This window comes from Trichocoleus sp. DQ-A1 (assembly GCF_039961955.1).
Classification (GTDB): Bacteria; Cyanobacteriota; Cyanobacteriia; order Cyanobacteriales; family FACHB-T130; genus FACHB-T130.
In genome coordinates, this window is sequence record NZ_JAMPKE010000001.1 from 237,604 (window position 1) to 256,506 (window position 18,903).

Below are 18,903 nucleotides of genomic sequence, written 5' to 3' on the forward strand. Positions count from 1 at the left end.
TTTTTGCAACGGCTCCTCGGAAGCATCCACGGTCTTAGCACTGCTTGCAACTTTGCAAAATACAGATTCGTCACCATTATTGCCAACATCCCCATTTGGATTGACCCGAATGGGCGATGAAGATTTGGTTCCAGTGTTTATACAGTGAAGTTAGCAACTGAGAAGTGATTTTAATTATGCGTCAGATCCTGGGCACTCTTTCTCTATTGGGGCTTCTACAATGTTTTCCAGCAGTTGTTTCTGCTCAAACACAACCTGCTTCAGACGCTCCATCTGACCCCATCGAACAGGTGATTGCTGCCAAATTAATGACTGCATATCCTGATGGACAGTTTCGTTCAGAACAATTCATCAGTCGTGCAGAACTTGCCTCAATTTTGGTCAAAACTTTTAAACTTGATAAACGAGCGAGTGCCGCCAAACAAGAAGTTATTTCAGTTCAAGATGTACCTTCTTCCCACTGGGCATATAACGATATTCAGACAGTTTTAAAAACTGGCATTATGAAGGGATATCGGGGAGATATGTTCTTCCCCAACCAAAAAATCAATCGCGCTGAAGCTTTATCCATCTTTGCCCAAGCTCACGGTGTATTTCAGTTTCCGAATGACACCGTTGCGAAAATTCTTGCGAAATATCCAGATTCAGGAAATATACCGGATTGGGCTAAAAAATCGATGGCAACTGCACTTTATGAGGGATTTGCCAATACCGATGAACTAGGCAATCTGAATCCCCTAAATCCGATGACAAGAGGGGATATGGCTTACGCCTTGAGTAAATTTTTGGAACGACAAGAAGCACCCGCACCGCTGTTGGAAGAAGATTTACCTTCGCCAGCGAGTTTACCAATCCAATAAGTTCGGAATAAGTTCCGAAAAAGCCGTTTTCTTTAAGAAAACGGCTTTTTTGCTTTTGAAGAGCGCAAGAAGGCGGCTCGCTTGTTACACTCGATAAGTTTGGAGCGATAAGTTTGGAGCGATCGCTAACCGATGAACGCCACGCCAAATAATCGAGATATGCGGCGAGAATTTGCCAGCCGCGACGAGTTAATTACCTATCTGCGCGAACAATTCCCCCCCGCCGCCGAACGCGATGACGCGATCGCTACCACCGTAGGAGGACGTAAAGCCGCAGAAGCCTTCTTAAGTCAAGTAGATCCCGCCCGTTACGCCAAAACGCGCAATTCTTTTAGTGGCGCAGTCACGCGCCTTTCACCCTATCTCCGCTACGGCGTCTTGAGCTTGGCAGAAGTGCGGGATGCTGTGCTGAACAAAGTGGAAAACCGAGATGACGCACAAAAACTCATCAACGAACTCGGCTGGCGCGATTACTGGCAGCGTCTCTATGCCAAGCTGGGAAACGACATTTGGGAAGATCAAGAGTCTTACAAGACAGGCTACACAGCCAAAGACTATGCCGAAAAGTTACCGGAAGATGTTGACAAAAGTAGCACTGGCATGGTCTGTATTGACAGTTTTAGCCGCGACTTGCACTCCTCTGGGTACCTGCACAACCACGGGCGAATGTGGCTAGCCGCTTACCTAGTTCACTGGCGGCGGATTCGTTGGCAAGTCGGGGCAAGATGGTTTCTGCAACACTTACTGGATGGCGATCCAGCCAGCAATAATCTCTCCTGGCAGTGGGTTGCCAGCACCTTTAGCCAAAAGCCTTATTTCTTTAACCGGGAGAACTTAGAACGCTATACGGATGGCGTCTATTGCCGCCAATGCCCCCTGTACGGTCATTGTGACTTCGAGGGCAGCTACGATGAACTAGAGAAGCGATTGTTTCCTAAATCTCAAAGTTTCGATCGAAGTGGCGGTAGCAAGAGTTTTCAGCGCGGGAAGAAGCGTCGGTAGTGCGTGAGTTTTGAGTGCGTGAGTCTTGAATTAATGAAACAGCCGATAATTTGGGTGCATGGAGACTGTTTAAGTCCTGGAAATCCCGCATTGCAAGCATACCCTGAAAGCCCCGCGATATGGGTTTGGGACGATGCTTTGATTGAAGAGTGGCAGCTGAGTCTCAAGCGGATTACTTTTATTTATGAATGTTTGCTAGAACTTCCAGTAACGATTCGACGTGGGGATGTCGCTGTTGAAGTTATCGCTTTTGCCAAGGAACACAGTGCCGATGGAATCGTTACAGCAGAAAGTCCTAGCCCCCGTTTTGACGGCATTTGCGACAAAATTGAGGAATCGCTGCCTATCGAAGTGTTACCTGTTGAGCCGTTTGTGAAATACGACGGATATATTGACCTTAAACGCTTTTCTCGCTACTGGCGCGTTGCCGAACGTTATGTTTTTGATTAGCACTGGGAGACTATTGTGAAGAATACAAAAATTAGGAGTTTGATAGCGATCGCCCTTGTCTCCTCAACTGGCACAGCGGCTTATTCGCGTCCAGCAACGAATATCCAATCGATACCAATGCAGCAACAAGTTGGGGAAGTAGTGTCGCATTTAGTCGGAGTAATGGATACTTCTGCACAAGCGCAAGCCAATCCCAAAGCCCCAAATGTGAGAATGACTACCTGCAAAGTCAGCGTAGAAAATACTAAAAAAAATCCCAAGGTAGTTTTCCTCTACCAAGAACAAGCCATGTCTCAGAATCTTGCCAAGCCCTATCGGCAGAGACTCCTAAAAATTGCCCCCAGTGCTGATAACCAAAGCATAGAATCGCAATCATTTAAGCCACCAACACCAGAAACTTTGATTGGTCTATGTAGTAAACCAGAAGCAAAGCGTGTCATCAAATTAACCGATATTGGTGCTGCTAAATGCAGCGTATTTTTAAAACCTGACGGTGAGAATTACATCGGCGAGACGCCGAAGGTAGGTTGTCCCAGCGACTACAAAGGCGCAGTGAAAGTAACAAATCGAATTGTGTTGCATTCTACTGGAATGGACACTTTAGATCGGGCTTTTGATGCCGCAGGGAATCAAGTTTGGGGGTCAAAAGGTGAACCTTATCAGTTTCGGTGGGTTCAGCCAAGCGCGAGTCGGTGAAACAGTGCTAAGTAAATGGGGAAAAACCTAACTCCAATCCCCTTCCCTACGTTAGCGTTAGCGCGGGAATGGGGGAATTTTCTTCACCTTATAAGGGAGAGGTTCTATAGCAGTTCTCGATCATGTGCAATACACCTGTAGAGGCATGGCATTGCCATACCAAAACCCAAGCGGATGTAGCTCAAAGGTGAAAACCCCGATAGATTCCACCCAACAGTCACAATTACTTTTGCAGGGTGAAAAATGTTTTGAAATGCCCTGTCATATTGTTCACAACATCCACAAAGTTGGCTCTGTATTAGATTTAATATTGTGTAATATTTTTACAAGTATAACTTTTGCTTTATTTCATTTTATGCTAGGCAGGCTTTTTAAAATTCTCGCATTTTGCTTTCAATATTCTGACGTACTCAATATAGCCGTCTTTTATTTGGAATCAAATATTTCCTGCAAAAGCTTGCTTAACTCAGAAAGGGAATTGGGATCGTGTTCAATCAACCACTCTGTAAGTTTGGGAGAATGCGTTGTTTTTGAAAATTCTAATCGGGTATCACAGAGTTCAGCAAATAAATCCTTCAGAAGGTTAGCCCCATCAACCTTAGAAAACCATTGCTCATCTGGGAGTGTCTCCCAGCTAACACCTCTCGGTAGATAAAGCCCTTCCTGCTTCGTTTTGTCAAGCCATTCCTGAACCTCTATGCTAGTAAGAGGTTCTTTCCTGGATTTATCATATTGATTGATTACCGCTGCTATTGCCTCTGCGTGAAGCAGATAATTTTCGTACATACGTCTTGGCAAAAATTTCACTGGATTCTGGCTTCTCTTGGCTAAACCCTCCATATCTTTTTCCGGTTTACCCTCACTATCAAGCACAAAACCAATTGCGGGAGGCGATAAGCTTTTTCCACCACTCAGCTTATCGTAGATATCAAATATGATGCGAGCGCGTTTTCCTTCTAAATCACCAGTATTCTTAATGGCGAGAATTTGGGTACCTCTAAGGGGCATTTTTGCCAATTTTTGTAGTATCATTGGAAAGCATTTCTCTTCAGTTGGGCCTTCTACCCATAAAATATTGTCTGCTCCGAAAACGTCGGATAGCCTAACTCCAACTTCATCCAAAAGAGAGCGCTGTTCTTCGACATCTTCTGAGTTCATCACCGATGTTTTTGTTTCGCAATCAACATATCGAAGCTTCACGATAGTAGAGGGATTTGCAGCAGCAATAATCATTGGTGAATGAGTAGCAATGAAATATTGATGCTCTGGAAATTCTTTGATAATTTCTATGAGTTTTTTAGCTGCTCCTGGATGTAGAAATGACTGTGGTTCATCAATGATAATAGTTTGCGGCTCTTGGGATGAAGTAAGAACGACATATAGAATAGCCAATACCTGACCTATTCCAGTGCCACATGATGAAAGCGGAAAAGCTAAATCTTCTCTTTCTGTATTATGATCTATATGCCAAACCATAATTTCTAGTTGATTAGCTTGCTTGGGTTCAATACTAATTCTTTTAATATCTGGGAAGATTACCGATACAAGCTGATTGAACCTTTCCCAACGTGCTGGATTCCTTGACAAAAGAACATTAAGAACTTCGGCAAGGTTAGATGCGTTTGGTTGTAGCTTCGATTCTTTACCAAAGTTGCAGAGACCAACATTTAGGCGCTCTGCATAAAATCGGTATATACGGCTTCTAAATAGATTGAATAATTTGACTCCGCTATGTCTTTCTATTTCACAATAGCTTTGTCCATAGGAGCCGAAACTATCATCTTTAGTTCGTTTAATATCAATTGATGAATACCTGCCTTCATTGTTTGGAGGTTTTGGCTGATAACCAAAATTTATATCATTAAGGGGGTTGTCTACATGGCTAAGGCGAGCGTTTATTGAAGGTATTAATAAACTCACTTCCACAGGGCTTGGTTCAAATAACCATTGCCGAAACCTATGCGTTGTTGCATCAAAACTTAAATTTTCATCATCACTTGCTTTAGGAATTGATAGAGGAAGCAAGTGGTTATCAATAATAGAGCAAAATTCTGTTTTTTCAATTTTCAATCTAACTTGAACTGTTGAAACATAGTTTATTTGTGAAAATGGGGTGGGTAATGTTTTGATACTGCGGTGTGGTACGTCAATAAAATTTAAGGCCAGCGCTTCTAGCAGCGCTGTTTTGCCTGAATTGTTTTGTCCAACAATAATGTTAATCCCTGGTAAAAATTCTAGAGGTTCAGATTTTACAAAAGATTTGTAGTTAAATATTTGAACTTCTGAAAGATACATTTAAGGTTTTGTGTGAATTATATTTGATTATAGTTGGCTATACCTTGAAATTAGGCTAAAGGTTCTCCAAAATTTACTTAAGTAGCAATCTGCTCTAAGGAAAACACTTATCTTAAGGAATTTAGAAGGCACTGAATTCCATCAGTTTTGCAGCTTGCATTCACCTAAGTAATTTCTTCAGTAGACACCTTTTTTGATTCAAAATTTTAGAATGCGATCGCTGCTGAGTTCAACGCCCATTGTTCTGGCAGCAGCAATGCACACTTCCTGACTTCGAGATTAAGCAGCAGCGGAGAGGTCAGCCACTACTGCTACCCGTCCTTTGAGTACAGAACGCAGCAGTCTGTTGACGCAACCTCTTTCTTCTTCATCCAAGGACTCATCCAGAGCAGCTGCCATCAGTCCATAACGGTCAGCCAGAGTCAGAATACCAGTTTCGCTGACAGAGGCTAGGATTTCAGAGATAGCACCGGGGAGTAGTTGGATTTGGGGAAGCATGGTTGTTGGGCGTCAACTCTACGATATTTAATATCTCACCCCTTTCCGTCCCGCCGAGCGATCGCTTCGATGAGTAACGTGTGAAAATTCTCAGCCTTTCGAGTGATCTGAGTTACATAGCACTCAAGGCACAAGCGGCTCAATCGCGATCGCATCCCTCAACTAGCCACGCGATCGCATTTTCTCAGCTTCTTTCCAAAAAAATAAAACCGATGGACAAACAAGAAAGCAACTTCACCGGCTGGACGCATATCAGCTATGAAAAAATACCGGAAAGCTCGAATAATTGGAATTTAACAGAATCAGATTATCGCATTTTCAAGAAAACTGCCTGGGTGGTAACTGAAAAAATTCACGGGGCGAATTTCTGTATAATCGCAGACGGATCAGACGTTCGCTTTGCCAAGAGAAAAGAATTATTGCAGCCAGACGAAGACTTTTTTGGATATCAAACGCTTAGATATAAATTAGCCCAACAAGCCAAAGATATATTCAAAATTATCCAGTTGGAACATCCGGAAACGTTTAGAGTTTCTGTGTATGGGGAATTATTTGGCGGAGAATATCCCCATCCTGACGTAGTTCCTGTTCCTAGTGTTCAGGCTGTCCAAACAGGAATCTATTATTCACCTAAAATTGAGTTTTGTGCTTTTGATATTGCTATTGAAGAAAATAATAGAACTGCAAAACGAGATTACATAGATTATGAGAAAGCGCTGAAATTATTTCAGCAAGTAGAAATGCTGGGTGCTAAACCGCTATTTACTGGAAAATACGAACAAGCGCTTGCACAGAAGATAGAGTTTGATTCTACTATTCCTGCCTTATTAGGTTTACCCAAATTGCCGTTTAGCAATCAGGCGGAAGGGATTGTCATTAAACCTGTAAAGTCGATCTATATAGATACTCCCAAGGGAAAAATTAGGCCGATTTTGAAGAGAAAAATCCCAAAATTCGCTGAAGAGAGCCGATTCCATCACGCAGAAAAATGGAGCGGCCAAAAATTAGCAACATCTCCTCCCTATTTGAGTGATGACAAATGGCTCCATGAGGCGATGCTTGCATTGGTTACAGAAAATAGATTGATGAATACTCTATCAAAAGTAGGCCGGGTTTCTGGTAAAGACCCAAAAGCAATAGACAAAGTTTTTCAATTATTTGTGAATGATGTAATAGAAACATTTAACGAATCTTATGAAAGCATTTTTAAAAGCTTACCTGAGAAAAGTCAACAGACTTTAATCGAACAATTGGAGCAGGAATCAAAAAAATTGATAAATAATTACTTCAAAAAATAATATTTAGGAACAGGTGTAGGGTGAGCAGCGGCTAACTAAATATTCGCTCTGAAACGAAGAGTGCGAACTGACTTTTTCTGCGCTAGGCTAACGCCTCGCTTCGCATGAGCGCGATCGCACTCTAGTCTTCAATGACTACCCTGGAATTAGAGTTCCCACCTTTTGACATGAAATCGATACGTTTCTTGCTGCTGCTGCTCATCCTGACTACAGCAGCCGCCTGTGACTCAACTCAGGCATCCCTCGACCCCCAGATAACCCAACCAAGCCAACAACCGACAGAAACTCCGGCACAGCCGAACCAACAGCTTTCCCAAGCGGCGCAGACCAACAACGTGGTGCGAACCGAACCACTCACACCCCAACCGATTCGCATCACCCTCGATAACTTACCCAAACCCTACGCCAGCGACAGTGCCTCCAACTCGCCCAATGTGGTGCCCATCCCAGAAAACCCCACCCTGCGAGTCCCGGCTGGTTTCGTCGTCAACGTTTTTGCCGATGGATTAGATGCACCCCGTTGGCTGGCACTCACCCCGAACGGTGACGTGTTAGTCACCGAAACGCGACAAAACCAGATTCGCTTGCTGCGCGACACTAACGGCGATGGCGTCGCTGATGTCCGCCAAACCTTTGCCAGTTCCCAAAATGGGGTAAATATCCCCTTTGGCATGACTTTTGCGGGCGGATACTTCTTCCTCGGCAACACAGGCGAAGTCCGGCGGTATCCCTACACTCAAGGACAACAACAACTCACCGGAACCGGCGAAAAAATCGCTAACTTAACCCCCGGCGGCTACAACCAGCACTGGACGCGCAACGTCGTTGCCTCACCCGATGGGCAAAAGCTCTACGTCTCAGTTGGGTCGGCATCCAACGCTTCAGAAGAACCCATCCCCCGCGCCTCTGTACAGGTGATGAACCTAGACGGTTCCAACCAGCAAACTTTTGCTTCCGGTTTACGCAACCCAGTCGGACTCGACTTTCACCCTACCACTGGCGAACTGTATACCGCCGTGAACGAACGAGACGGACTGGGCGACGACCTGGTACCCGACTATCTAACCCGCATCCAACAGGGAGAATTCTATGGCTGGCCTTACGCCTACCTGGCACCAAATCTCCTTGACCCGCGTCATCTGGTCAACGGAAAAAGCAAACGTCCCGACCTGGTAGCGAAAACAAAGACGCCCGACGTTCTGTTCCAAGCCCACTCGGCTGCTTTGGGATTGCAGTTTTATGACGGTAATACCTTTCCAGAAAAATATCGCAATGGCGCTTTTGTCGCCTTTCGCGGTTCCTGGAACCGTAACCAAGGCACCGGCTACAAAATTGTCTTTGCCCCCTTCTCTAACGGGCGTCCTCAGGGCTACTATGAAGACTTTCTCACTGGGTTCCTGCTTGACCCCTCTGTTCCCACCACCTGGGGGCGTCCGGTGGGGTTACTCGTGCTACCTGATGGGAGTTTGCTGCTGACGGAAGAAGCCAATAACCGGATTTACCGCATCCAGTATCGTGGCTCTTAAGTAGTTGTTAATCGCGGCTCAAAGAACTGCCCCATGCGCCCAAAACTCGTTAATCAATTTGCTGTCCTTAAGCCCGCCTTCGCGGGCTTGGTTTGTTTAGCTGCGACTTCAGCCGTCGGAGTGTTAACGCTTGGCTTACCAACCCCAGCCCAAGCGGCAAACTCCAAAGACTTGCAGAAGTTACTGACGCTGAAAACTTGCCCTGGATGTGACCTAAAAGATGCCCAACTCAGGGGGATTAATCTCAGAAACGCCGACTTGAGGAATGCTCAGCTTGACGGTGCGGATTTAACGGCGGCTGACCTTTCGGGCGCTAAGCTAGAGGGTGCCCAGCTCAACGGTGCCAAACTAATTGCCGCTAATTTGGAAAAAGCGAACTTGAGACAGGCAAAATTGGCGGCGGCGAATAAGATTGTTGCTGATTTAACAGACGCTAAATTGCGGGGGGCAAACTTATATGCAGCGAACCTCACGGGCGCTAAGCTAGAGCGTGCCCAGCTAGCCCAAACTCAACTGAATTTTGCTCAGTTAGTCGGTGCAAATCTCGGACAAGCGAATTTGATAGAAGCGAATCTTTCGGGTGCCAATTTAGGCGGGGCAAACCTAAAAGATGCTCAGATGCAAATTGTTAACTTAGCCGGTGCCAATCTTACAGGTGCCAAGTTGAATAATGCCCAGTTAGAGACTGCCAATATGGATAGTGTCAACTTGAGCAATGCTGATTTGAGTCAGGCTTCTTTGAATAATGCTGACTTGAATGGGGGAATTCTCACGGGTGCCAATCTGCAAAAAGGATCGCTGACAGCAGCTAATTTGCAAAGTGCTACGCTCACAGGTGCCAATTTGACGGGTGCCAATTTGACGGGTGCTGGTTTCAATCGTGCCAATTTGACGGGTGCTAAATTTAACGATGCTGATTTAACCAATGCCAAACTGCCGCTTGCCAATCTTACCAACGCTAATTTAGCGGGTGCTAACCTCCAGGATGCTTATCTGGATAGTACCAATCTCAACGGTGCTAATCTCAGCGGTGTAAACTTGCGCGGGGCGAATTTGCGGTCTGCCAATTTAAGCGGTGCGTCGATGATGGGTACGAATCTAGAAAGTGCCAATCTGACGAATGCTATTTTGACAGGAGCCAATTTGAGTTACACCAATTTCAGCAGTGCCGATCTCCGGGGTGCCAATTTAGGAAATACTAATCTGAGTTATGCCAACTTGACTCAAACAGATTTGGGTCAAGCTAGCTTAGCGAATGCCAACCTGACGGGTGCCAACTGGAAGGATGCTAAGCTCAAAGGTGTCATTGGATTGAATGGATATTGAGCGATCGCATTCTATCCCCATTGACTCTTTTGTTCTGATTTTGTGCATTCTATAGCGCGATCGCGCATGGCTACCAAGAGGGTGTTTTGGCAGTTCAATCGATACTCATTTCCTCAGTTGGCTAGCCTCCCATGAAACCAGGAATCCTCGCTGTTGCCCTGTTGATGCCTGTCTGCTTTGCAGTGCCGGTCAAAGCAGAGAATCCAGAACACGTTCAGAGATTATTAATTTATAAAGAATGCCAATTTTGTGACTTGAGCAATGTGAACTTAACTGGGTATGACCTCAGCGGTGCCAACTTGAAGGGTGCCAATCTACTCAATGCCAATCTCACCAGTGTCGTGCTAGCTGGAGCCGATCTTACAGCAGCCACCTTGGAAAATGCGAATTTGAACAATGCGGTTCTTAATGGCGCGAACCTCAGCGGTACGAAGATGCGGTTTGCGAACTTGCAGTATGCGAGTCTACAAGGAGTCAAAGCGAAGGAAGCATTTGACGTGACAGGTGCCGATCTCACCGGGACAATTATGCCTTCCGGTCTAGTTTACAAGCCGCTTGCTGAGGGTCAAAAGAAACCGGCACCTGAGACCGGGAAACCCCTCAACCAAGACCGAAGCGACCCGATAAACCCGTAAAATCAATAAGCTTTTTAGTATAATACCCACACAGTAGAGAGGGGAACCAGCTCCAAAGCCCTAATAGGAGTTGGAACAAATGTGATAGTATCCCTTTGCTTTCCTGTTACACGCAGTCCTCTTCTGTCCCTGAATTTTGCCCCATGCAACTGCGAAATCCCCAGCGCCGGACAAAAATTGTCGCAACGATTGGCCCTGCTACCAGTAGCCCAGAGGTCTTACGCGCTTTAATTGAAGCGGGTGCGACGACCCTGCGCCTCAACTTTTCTCATGGAACTCATGAAGACCATCAGCGGAGCATTCGCTTGATCCGCCAGATGGCTTTTGAACTGAATCAGCCGGTGGGCATTTTGCAAGATTTGCAAGGCCCGAAAATTCGTTTGGGACGGTTTGAAACGGGGTCTATCGTCCTGAATAAGGGCGATCGCTTCATCCTAACCAGTCACCCTGTCCCAGGCACCCAAGAAATTAGCTCTGTCACCTACGAACCTCTAGCAGATGAAGTTCCAAACGGGGCAACGATTCTCTTGGATGATGGCAAAGTGGAAATGCGGGTCGAGCAGGTAGACCCCACTGCGCGGGAATTGCACTGTCGCGTTGTCGTCGGCGGCCCACTTTCTAACAACAAAGGAGTGAATTTCCCCGGCGTCTATCTGTCAATTAAGGCGCTAACTGACAAAGACCGTAAAGACTTGATGTTTGGTCTTGACCAAGGCGTTGACTGGGTAGCGCTGAGCTTTGTCCGCAACCCCCAGGATGTGCTGGAAATTAAAGAGCTGATTTCTAGTGCTGGTAAGCAAGTGCCGGTGGTTGTCAAGATTGAAAAGCACGAAGCCATCGACCAAATGGAAGCGATTCTCTCGCTTAGCGATGGTGTCATGGTGGCTCGTGGTGACTTAGGCGTTGAATTGCCTGCTGAGGATGTCCCCATTCTGCAAAAGCGGCTGATTGCCACGGCGAATCAACTGGGGATTCCGGTGATTACGGCAACTCAGATGTTGGACAGCATGGTGAACAATCCCCGTCCCACCCGTGCTGAAATTTCCGATGTCGCCAATGCGATTTTGGACGGAACCGACGCCGTGATGCTCTCCAACGAGACAGCGGTGGGTAAATACGCCGTCGAAGCGGTGGAGACGATGGCGCGGATTGCCGTGCGGATCGAGCAAGAACAAATCGCCCGGAACGTCCGGGGTACGACTCGCTCGATCACGAATGCGATTAGTCAGGCGGTTGGTCAAATTTCTGAGCAGCTAGGGGCAGCTGCGATTATGTCGTTGACCAAAAGCGGTGCCACTGCCCGAAATGTTTCTAAGTTTCGACCTTCAACGCCCGTTCTAGCAGTGACTCCCCATGTAGACGTGGCGCGGCAGTTGCAGATGGTGTGGGGCGTGAAGCCGCTTCTAGTGCTGGATTTGCCTTCTGCGGGTCAGACGTTCCAAGCGGCAATCAATGTGGCGCTGGAGAAACAGCTGCTGGCTGAAGGAGATTTGGTGGTAATGACTGCCGGGACGCTCCAAGGTATCTCTGGTTCAACCGACCTGATTAAAGTTGAGGTGGTGACATCCATTCTTGGCAAGGGAATTGGGATTGGTCAGGGATCGGTGAGCGGTCGAGCGCGAGTGGCTCGCACTGCCAGAGAGGTGGGCAATTTCAATCATGGGGAAATTTTGGTAGTACCGGGCACAAATGCCGATTATGTGGAAGCAATTCGCAAGGCATCTGGGATTATTACTGAGGATGAAAGCCTAACCAGTCATGCGGCGGTGATTGGCTTACGCCTTGGGGTGCCGGTCATTGTGGGCGTCAAGAAGGCGACGGAAATGATTCGGGATGGGGCGATTTTGACCCTAGATATGCAACGGGGTCTGGTTTACTCTGGTGCGATGGCAGGGACTTCTCAGACGACTCCGGCACTGCCAGTTTAAGTGCGATCGCGTCTGTTTATCTCTCATAAGCGATCGCGCTTTCCCCCAAACCTTCACAATGAGGTAAAGAAAGTAAGGATTTAATTTTTCCTACACGAGACAACAAAAAACATAACCTCCAGCCCCCTTCGCATCTCTCTTCCTGCTCCTAATCGGAGCGGGAAGAAGAAATTTTTTATCTGCAAGGGATCTTTCTCCCCTTCCCTTGCAGGGGAGGGGTTGGGGGAGAGGTTCCCGATCCAGCATGGACACTCTCAACTTTTTCACCGACTATCTAATTGCTAGCCTGCGCCTCTCAGTACCATTAGCCTTTGCTGCCCTTGGTGGACTTTTTTCCGAACGATCGGGAGTGCTAAATATTGGACTAGAAGGAATGTTACTCTCCGGGGCATTTGCGAGTGCAGCAGGAGCATTTTTTACTGGCAATGTTTGGCTGGGAATGCTGTTAGCAATCGTCGTCGGGGGATTGGTCGGACTGCTTCATGCTTATCTGTGCGTTACCTTGCGGGTCGATCAATTAGTATCTGGACTTGCCATCAATCTTACAGCAGCAGGATTAACTTCTTTCTGGTCGCGTGTCTTATTTAATAGCGGTCAGGCGCAGCAACTACCAGGAATTCAAATCATCGGCATTCCCGGATTAAAGAATATTCCGATAATTGGGAATCTCCTCTTTAATCAAGACCCCTTAATTTACTTATTATTCCTGTTAGTTCCCCTGAGTACATACCTACTATTTCGTACAAGTTTAGGCTTATCTTTACGCGCCGTTGGAGAATATCCCCGTGCTGCGGATACTGCTGGCGTTTCTGTCACCAAGGTGCGCTATGTTGCAGTCACTCTCAGCGGCTGTCTCGCCGGTTTAGGAGGAGCTTATTTAACATTAGTTCACGTCAGATTCTTTGTAGAGGATATGAGTGCAGGAAGAGGTTTTATTGCCCTTGCAGCTTTGATTTTTGGCAGATGGCATCCCGTCAGCACGGCTTTAGCTTGCTTGTTATTCGGTGCTACAGAAGCTTTGCAACTGCGAATTCAAGCCTTTAATCTGAATATTCCCTATCAATTTTTAGTAATGTTGCCTTATATCATTGCGCTGTTGGCGCTAGTGGGATTAGCTGGAAAATCAACCCCTCCCGCAGCCCTCGGTGTTCCTTACATTCCCGAAAGTCGCGAACAATGAGTCGATATCAGTTAATTATTTTTGACTTTGATGGCACTTTAGCCATTACGCATCCGGCTATCATATCCTGCGTTATTAAAACCTTCCAGACATTTAACATCGACCCGCCAGATGAAGAACAGATTCGCTCAGTCATTGGCGTTACGCTTGCCGAGGCTTTCCCGATTTTCCACCCAGCGATCGCGCCCGAAGAAATTCCTACATGGATTCAAACTTACAGACACTTTTATCAAACAGAAGGTTTATTAAAAATCAATTTATTTTCGGGAGTGAAGCAAGTGATTCAAGCTGCATCTTCCGAGGGTTTGAACTTAGCAATTGTTAGCGTCAAACACACTAAGTTTTTAAAGCTTGCTGTAGAAAAGCTAAAAATTAATACTGACTTCGATCTAGTTATTGGCGATGACGGACAAACACCAACCAAACCGGATGCAAGATTATTCCACTCAGTCATCCAGCCAATTTATCCAGACATCCAAAGTAAGGAAGTTTTAGTATTTGGCGACAGTCATGTAGACTTAATGTTTGCTAAAAATGCTGGATTAGATGCTTGTTGGGCTACTTATGGCTATGGCGATCGCGCAAAATGTTTACCACTCAACCCAACTTTTGTCGTTAACCAGATTTCCGAATTGATTTCAATCATCAAATCCTAAGTGCAAATCGCTACTTTGTCCCGTACAAGCGATCGCCTGCATCCCCAAGTCCTGGGACAATATAACCGTGTTCATCTAATTTTTCGTCAATTGCAGCCGTATAAATAGGCACGTCTGGGTGTTCGCGGCGTAAGTGTGCAATCCCCTCTGGTGCTGCCAGCAAGCACAAAAACTTGATTGACATCGGGCTAACTTCCTTAATTCTGTCAATTGCCGCGACGGCTGAATTTCCGGTTGCCAACATGGGATCGACAACCAAAATATCTCGCTGTTCAATATCATTCGGAACCTTGAAATAATACTCAATCGCTACATGAGTAGTCGGGTCGCGATATAAACCAATATGCCCGACTCTTGCTGAAGGAATCAGTTCCAAAATTCCATCTAAAATCCCTTGTCCTGCCCGCATTATTGAGATAATTACCATCTTCTTTTCCGCAGCCAGCATCGGTGCCAACATGGGGGCAATAGGCGTCTTAATTTCTTCATATTTCAGTGGTAAATCTCGCGTCACCTCGTAAGCTAACAACATCCCGATTTCTTTGAGGAGATTGCGAAATTTTCCTGTGCTAGTTTCCGTTTTCCGCATCAGGGTTAATTTATGTTGGATCAAGGGATGTTCGATTACAGTGACTTCAGCATTCATTAATAAATTCCTCTCGAAAGATGCACAAAGACAAAGCCTACCTACGCAGGCTTAAAAAATAAGCAAAAATTCCTTTTCACTTGAGTGCAATATATAAAAGAACCTCACCCCCAACCCCTCTCCGTAAACGGAGAAGAGGGAATATTTAACCCCTCCTCGTAAGCGGGGAGGGGCAAGGGTGGGGTTAAACTGCATCCAATAGAGCATTGCTATATTCACCAGCTAATTTCTATTAAAACACGGTTCCATCACTCGCAATTTCAATTGGAGGAACGCCGCCTTCTCGTAATTGTGCGGCAATTTTTCTCCCCGCACTCCAAGTTCCTCCTTGTAAAACTTTTACTAGGGGTAATTCATCAGCAGTCATATTCAGCTTTTGTCGAATCGTTGCCGCAATTTTATCTAACAAACTAACCGTTAAAGCCCTCCATTCTACAATTACCTCAGAACCTACTGGATGACGTTCCTGCAAAACTGCTGAATCTTTGACTTGTAACAATCCAGTATCTAGACATAAACCGCCATTACGATATTCGGGCAAACCTGTAAGTTCCTCTAGTCCAGTGATTTTTAAATCGAGTTCCTGAAGGGGTTCTAAAAGAGAATAAGTTAACCACTGGGAGAGTTTGTGAAACGGCACATAATTGTCGCTTTTCTTATCTCCCGATAAAGCTGAATGAATCCACACATCGCCTAAGTTTACCCCAGCGATCGCAAGTCTCCCCGACCAAATTTCCCCTAACCCCTCCAAAACTGCACTCAACACCGTACTCGCAGCCAATTGTCCGTAATTGCTGTTATCCCACAAATAATGGACTAGATTGCCAAGACGCGGGCTTTCGGTGCCAAAAAACTTAGGATTTTGAGTAAGGACTTGTCCCAAACGCTGTAGCAGCTGAACGCGCCCTTCCACCCCTACCAGCGGATTTTTTTCACTAACTTGGAAACCCTGCACTAAAGCGTCTTCTGTTAACTGTAGGAGTCCATCGGCATCTACCTGTAATGGTGATTTCGAGTGACTAGAGAAAGCACCTTGGAAAAACATTCGGAAGCTAGCCACGGCTAAGCCTTCCGAACGCCGAAACACTTGTCCCGTTTCTGGTTCGCAATACTGCCAATCGGTACCCGCGCCTGCATCCAGTAAAACGCTAACAATCGCTAAATCAAACTTAACTTTCGCTTTTTCTAATCCAGTCAGTCTCGTTAAAGCTTGTTCAAGTTCCAAAAGACGAGGCACATTTCCGACTTCAAAATGTCGCCAGCGACTGTGAAAAGGAATATCGAGATCGGGATAATCATCGCGCATCACCCCGATGACATAATCAGCGCATTTGTCTAACTGCGTTAAATCAACTCGAAAGTAACGAAGCTTGTCTTCACAGCCTAAAAGAAAGAGGCGATCGCATCTTTCCCGAATTGCCGCCGGACTCCTCAAATATGCGATCGCTTCCCGTTCAGAATTGCTCATAAACAATAAAAACGCAAAGATTAACTTTGCGTACCTTTGCGTAAACCTTTGCGTACCTTTGCGTTAAAAAACCTAATCTCCTAAACCCCGTCCCTTAATTTCTGCCAGAGTTGTCGCAGTGGGCACCTCTCCCGGCGTGTAGTAACCAGCGGCTTGCTTGGCAGCAATTTCCACCCACGCATCTTCTGGAATCCAATCATCGGGAATTGGGATGCGTTCGATTACCTCGATACCAGAATTTGTAATCGCGTTGTATTTCATATCACTCATCGACACCAAGCGGTCAATTCGCGTAATTCCTAGCCAATGCAACACATCCGGCATCAGTTCTTGAAACCGCATATCTTGAAGTCCCGCCACGCATTCAGTCCGGGCAAAATAGGCATCTGCGCGATCGCCTCCTTCCTGACGCTTCCGGGCATTGTAAACTAAAAATTTAGTTACTTCGCCCAAGGCACGACCTTCTTTGCGGAAATAGACAATCACCCCTGCGCCGCCTGCTTGTGCTGTCTGGACGCAGACTTCAATGCCATGCACCAGATAAGGGCGACAAGTGCAAATATCGGAACCAAACACATCTGAACCGTTGCATTCATCATGTACCCGCACGGCAAGCAGTCGGTTGGGATCTGTAATTGCGGCGACATCGCCAATCAGATAAATCGTCGTGCCGCCAATCGGTGGTAAGAATACGTGTAAATCTGGGCGCGTTACTAATTCTGGGAACATCCCGCCTGTTTGCTGGAAGAGAATGCGACGTAAATCGCTTTCTTCAATGTTGAGTCGCTTGGCAATCCCTGGTAAATACCAGACTGGATCGATTGCGACCTTTGTGACGACTAAATTACCGTTATTTTTGATAATTTGACCGTCAACTTGCAAGCGCCCTTTTGCCACAGAATCTTGCAATTCCGGCATATTAATGTGAGCTTTGGTGACAGCAATGGTGGGCCGAATATCGTACCCCTCTTCATAAAATGAAGGGAAAACTTCACCCACAATTGCTCCAAATGGATCGAGTGAGACAATTTTGTTCGCATCTGCCCAACTGGGATATGGCCCAATGTGGACAACCGGAGAGGTATTGGTTAAATCGGCGCGGTGATTTGCCTGGAGTGCGCCAGATGCGATCGCAAGTGCCCGATAAACGGCATAAGATCCCGAATGCGTGCCAATTGCATTCCGTTGATTTGGGTTCGCTAATGTCCCAATAATGGGTCCTCGTTTAATCGGATCGCTTTCTCCCCAATGAACGGAAACGGATTTTTTACCCGATTTACCGGGATGGGATGTTAAAACAATATGCTTATGCGAAGATACTTTTTTTGGGTTTTCCATAAATAGCTCACAAGATGCACTCAAGATGTCGTCTAGGGCAATCTACGCAGGGAATTGGAAATAAGCTCTCATCATAGCAAGGGGATTTTGGCTCTCGGAGTATCCTGCACAGCCAAATCTGTTTGTGGTTGCTACCCTTTCATTTAGTATTATTTGCTACAAACTTATACAATTTCCAGATTTTTAAATTAACTTAATAGAAATCTAATCCTATCGCTATACTTCCATGAATTCATCCATACAAACGTTTGTGCTTAACTTTTCTCCTGAGGTTTTTAGAGGATTTTCGTCGCTAGTTAGGCTTTATGAGTAAGCTCGATCGGCGCGATCGCGGCAGACGATCCCCGCACTACAATACAACGCCCATACAGAGAAATCATGCTTAACCGAGAATTACTATATTGTCAAGAATATTCCCGAAAAAACCGCTAGAGAAAACTCCCCAGCGGTTGCGGCTTGGCTTTATTGATAATACAAACTTTACCGAGCATCAAAAAAGCGCAAAGGACCATAACCTAAAAATTGCTTTTCGGGTTTATCGCCTGTAGGAAACGCTGACACGCCAAAGTTATAAATCCCAGAAACACTAGGATTTTCAAAGGGTCCAATGGCAACCGTTACAGTTTGACCGGGTTGAATTGGGGGATCGAATACTAGGTCAACTTCCTGAGTTTTTTTGTCAACTTTTACTTCGCCCAACTTACAATTCTCTTTGGGTTCCTCATTGAGAAACGCTTTAGTTCTGGCAGAATCGAATTCAACTAAATTGCCACCATTTTGACGAATTGTTACTCGATTTAAAGATTGAGACGCCGTTTTTGGTAAGTTAAAAGTGAAGTAATAGCTTGCGCCTCTGAACCGGACGCTGGCTTGACTCGTTCTGGTATTACTTAATTGAAAAGGAACACCAAAAGAACTTCTGCCATTTGAGAATTGAATCGCCTGCGCTGATGGATTGTTTACTCCAGAAGCGCCGACGCCAAAGGTAAGAGTGCCTGCAATTAATGCCAGAGACAATTGCTTAAGACGCTTCATTGTTGTGACCTCCTAGGGTTGCGAGTGTCTGGTAGATGCGATTCAGGAACTTGGAAAGCTGTTCTA

General features: G+C 45.9%; 17 protein-coding genes. 11 read left to right on the top strand and 6 right to left on the bottom strand.

Going from position 1 to position 18,903, the window contains the following annotated elements:
- The first annotated feature begins 176 nt into the window (after window positions 1-176).
- From NDI33_RS01035 to NDI33_RS01050, 4 genes are all read left to right on the top strand, one after another.
- Entirely contained in the window at window positions 177-860 is a 684-nt protein-coding gene (locus tag NDI33_RS01035) for an S-layer homology domain-containing protein (protein ID WP_190678300.1), read from the top strand.
- Between the two features lie 132 nt (window positions 861-992).
- The gene (locus NDI33_RS01040) at window positions 993-1,862 is read left to right on the top strand and encodes an FAD-binding domain-containing protein (protein ID WP_242033250.1); all 870 of its coding nucleotides are present in this window, start codon (window positions 993-995) and stop codon (window positions 1,860-1,862) included.
- A 33-nt stretch (window positions 1,863-1,895) separates the two neighbouring features.
- Window positions 1,896-2,312, top strand: a complete 417-nt coding sequence (locus NDI33_RS01045) for a hypothetical protein (protein WP_190430818.1) — start codon at window positions 1,896-1,898, stop codon at window positions 2,310-2,312.
- A 15-nt stretch (window positions 2,313-2,327) separates the two neighbouring features.
- The gene (locus tag NDI33_RS01050) at window positions 2,328-3,008 is read left to right on the top strand and encodes a chromophore lyase CpcT/CpeT (RefSeq protein WP_199302579.1); all 681 of its coding nucleotides are present in this window, start codon (window positions 2,328-2,330) and stop codon (window positions 3,006-3,008) included.
- A gap of 426 nt (window positions 3,009-3,434) precedes the next feature.
- On the opposite strand, the gene NDI33_RS01055 is transcribed toward NDI33_RS01050, so the two are convergent.
- Window positions 3,435-5,303 (bottom strand): ATP-binding protein, encoded by a 1,869-nt coding sequence (locus NDI33_RS01055; RefSeq protein WP_190678302.1) that lies wholly within the window; start codon window positions 5,301-5,303, stop codon window positions 3,435-3,437.
- 279 nt (window positions 5,304-5,582) lie between these two features.
- Complete coding sequence (locus NDI33_RS01060) at window positions 5,583-5,801, bottom strand: hypothetical protein (protein ID WP_190532721.1); 219 nt, start codon at window positions 5,799-5,801, stop codon at window positions 5,583-5,585.
- Between the two features lie 80 nt (window positions 5,802-5,881).
- On the opposite strand from NDI33_RS01060, the gene NDI33_RS01065 reads away from it, so the two are divergent.
- The 7 genes from NDI33_RS01065 to NDI33_RS01095 all read left to right on the top strand — a co-directional run bounded on the left by NDI33_RS01065 (window position 5,882) and on the right by NDI33_RS01095 (window position 14,350).
- Entirely contained in the window at window positions 5,882-7,099 is a 1,218-nt protein-coding gene (locus NDI33_RS01065) for an RNA ligase family protein (RefSeq protein ID WP_347275943.1), read from the top strand.
- 167 nt (window positions 7,100-7,266) lie between these two features.
- Window positions 7,267-8,625, top strand: a complete 1,359-nt coding sequence (locus tag NDI33_RS01070; RefSeq protein ID WP_190678304.1) for a sorbosone dehydrogenase family protein — start codon at window positions 7,267-7,269, stop codon at window positions 8,623-8,625.
- A 33-nt stretch (window positions 8,626-8,658) separates the two neighbouring features.
- Window positions 8,659-9,951 (top strand): pentapeptide repeat-containing protein, encoded by a 1,293-nt coding sequence (locus NDI33_RS01075; protein WP_190678306.1) that lies wholly within the window; start codon window positions 8,659-8,661, stop codon window positions 9,949-9,951.
- Between the two features lie 131 nt (window positions 9,952-10,082).
- A complete protein-coding gene (locus tag NDI33_RS01080; protein ID WP_190411447.1) occupies window positions 10,083-10,586 on the top strand; it encodes a pentapeptide repeat-containing protein in 504 nt (167 codons plus the stop codon).
- A gap of 143 nt (window positions 10,587-10,729) precedes the next feature.
- Window positions 10,730-12,514, top strand: coding sequence for a pyruvate kinase (pyk, locus tag NDI33_RS01085; protein WP_190678307.1), 1,785 nt, complete (start codon window positions 10,730-10,732; stop codon window positions 12,512-12,514).
- A gap of 244 nt (window positions 12,515-12,758) precedes the next feature.
- A complete protein-coding gene (locus NDI33_RS01090) occupies window positions 12,759-13,694 on the top strand; it encodes an ABC transporter permease (RefSeq protein WP_190678309.1) in 936 nt (311 codons plus the stop codon).
- A complete protein-coding gene (locus tag NDI33_RS01095; protein ID WP_190678311.1) occupies window positions 13,691-14,350 on the top strand; it encodes an HAD family hydrolase in 660 nt (219 codons plus the stop codon). Before NDI33_RS01090 ends, NDI33_RS01095 begins: the two co-directional genes overlap by 4 nt.
- Before the next feature lie 10 nt (window positions 14,351-14,360).
- Here NDI33_RS01095 and upp read toward each other — a convergent pair whose 3' ends face one another.
- From upp to NDI33_RS01115, 4 genes are all read right to left on the bottom strand, one after another.
- Entirely contained in the window at window positions 14,361-14,996 is a 636-nt protein-coding gene (gene upp, locus NDI33_RS01100; RefSeq protein ID WP_190678314.1) for a uracil phosphoribosyltransferase, read from the bottom strand.
- Between the two features lie 232 nt (window positions 14,997-15,228).
- Complete coding sequence (locus tag NDI33_RS01105) at window positions 15,229-16,464, bottom strand: URC4/urg3 family protein (protein WP_190678316.1); 1,236 nt, start codon at window positions 16,462-16,464, stop codon at window positions 15,229-15,231.
- A gap of 72 nt (window positions 16,465-16,536) precedes the next feature.
- Window positions 16,537-17,802: a GTP cyclohydrolase II gene (locus tag NDI33_RS01110; protein ID WP_190678318.1), complete on the bottom strand. Its 1,266-nt coding sequence runs from the start codon at window positions 17,800-17,802 to the stop codon at window positions 16,537-16,539.
- A gap of 480 nt (window positions 17,803-18,282) precedes the next feature.
- Window positions 18,283-18,837, bottom strand: a complete 555-nt coding sequence (locus NDI33_RS01115) for a DUF2808 domain-containing protein (protein ID WP_190526853.1) — start codon at window positions 18,835-18,837, stop codon at window positions 18,283-18,285.
- Between the last annotated feature and the right edge of the window lie 66 nt (window positions 18,838-18,903).

Bases quoted from the DNA above. Each gene is read 5' to 3' on its own strand.
- NDI33_RS01035 (WP_190678300.1), top strand. From the start codon at position 177: ATGCGTCAGATCCTGGGCACTCTTTCTCTATTGGGGCTTCTACAATGT.
- NDI33_RS01040 (WP_242033250.1), top strand. From the start codon at position 993: ATGAACGCCACGCCAAATAATCGAGATATGCGGCGAGAATTTGCCAGC.
- NDI33_RS01045 (WP_190430818.1), top strand. From the start codon at position 1,896: ATGAAACAGCCGATAATTTGGGTGCATGGAGACTGTTTAAGTCCTGGA.
- NDI33_RS01055 (WP_190678302.1), bottom strand. From the start codon at position 5,303: ATGTATCTTTCAGAAGTTCAAATATTTAACTACAAATCTTTTGTAAAA.
- NDI33_RS01060 (WP_190532721.1), bottom strand. From the start codon at position 5,801: ATGCTTCCCCAAATCCAACTACTCCCCGGTGCTATCTCTGAAATCCTA.
- NDI33_RS01070 (WP_190678304.1), top strand. From the start codon at position 7,267: ATGAAATCGATACGTTTCTTGCTGCTGCTGCTCATCCTGACTACAGCA.
- NDI33_RS01075 (WP_190678306.1), top strand. From the start codon at position 8,659: ATGCGCCCAAAACTCGTTAATCAATTTGCTGTCCTTAAGCCCGCCTTC.
- NDI33_RS01080 (WP_190411447.1), top strand. From the start codon at position 10,083: ATGAAACCAGGAATCCTCGCTGTTGCCCTGTTGATGCCTGTCTGCTTT.
- pyk (WP_190678307.1), top strand. From the start codon at position 10,730: ATGCAACTGCGAAATCCCCAGCGCCGGACAAAAATTGTCGCAACGATT.
- NDI33_RS01090 (WP_190678309.1), top strand. From the start codon at position 12,759: ATGGACACTCTCAACTTTTTCACCGACTATCTAATTGCTAGCCTGCGC.
- NDI33_RS01095 (WP_190678311.1), top strand. From the start codon at position 13,691: ATGAGTCGATATCAGTTAATTATTTTTGACTTTGATGGCACTTTAGCC.
- upp (WP_190678314.1), bottom strand. From the start codon at position 14,996: ATGAATGCTGAAGTCACTGTAATCGAACATCCCTTGATCCAACATAAA.
- NDI33_RS01105 (WP_190678316.1), bottom strand. From the start codon at position 16,464: ATGAGCAATTCTGAACGGGAAGCGATCGCATATTTGAGGAGTCCGGCG.
- NDI33_RS01110 (WP_190678318.1), bottom strand. From the start codon at position 17,802: ATGGAAAACCCAAAAAAAGTATCTTCGCATAAGCATATTGTTTTAACA.
- NDI33_RS01115 (WP_190526853.1), bottom strand. From the start codon at position 18,837: ATGAAGCGTCTTAAGCAATTGTCTCTGGCATTAATTGCAGGCACTCTT.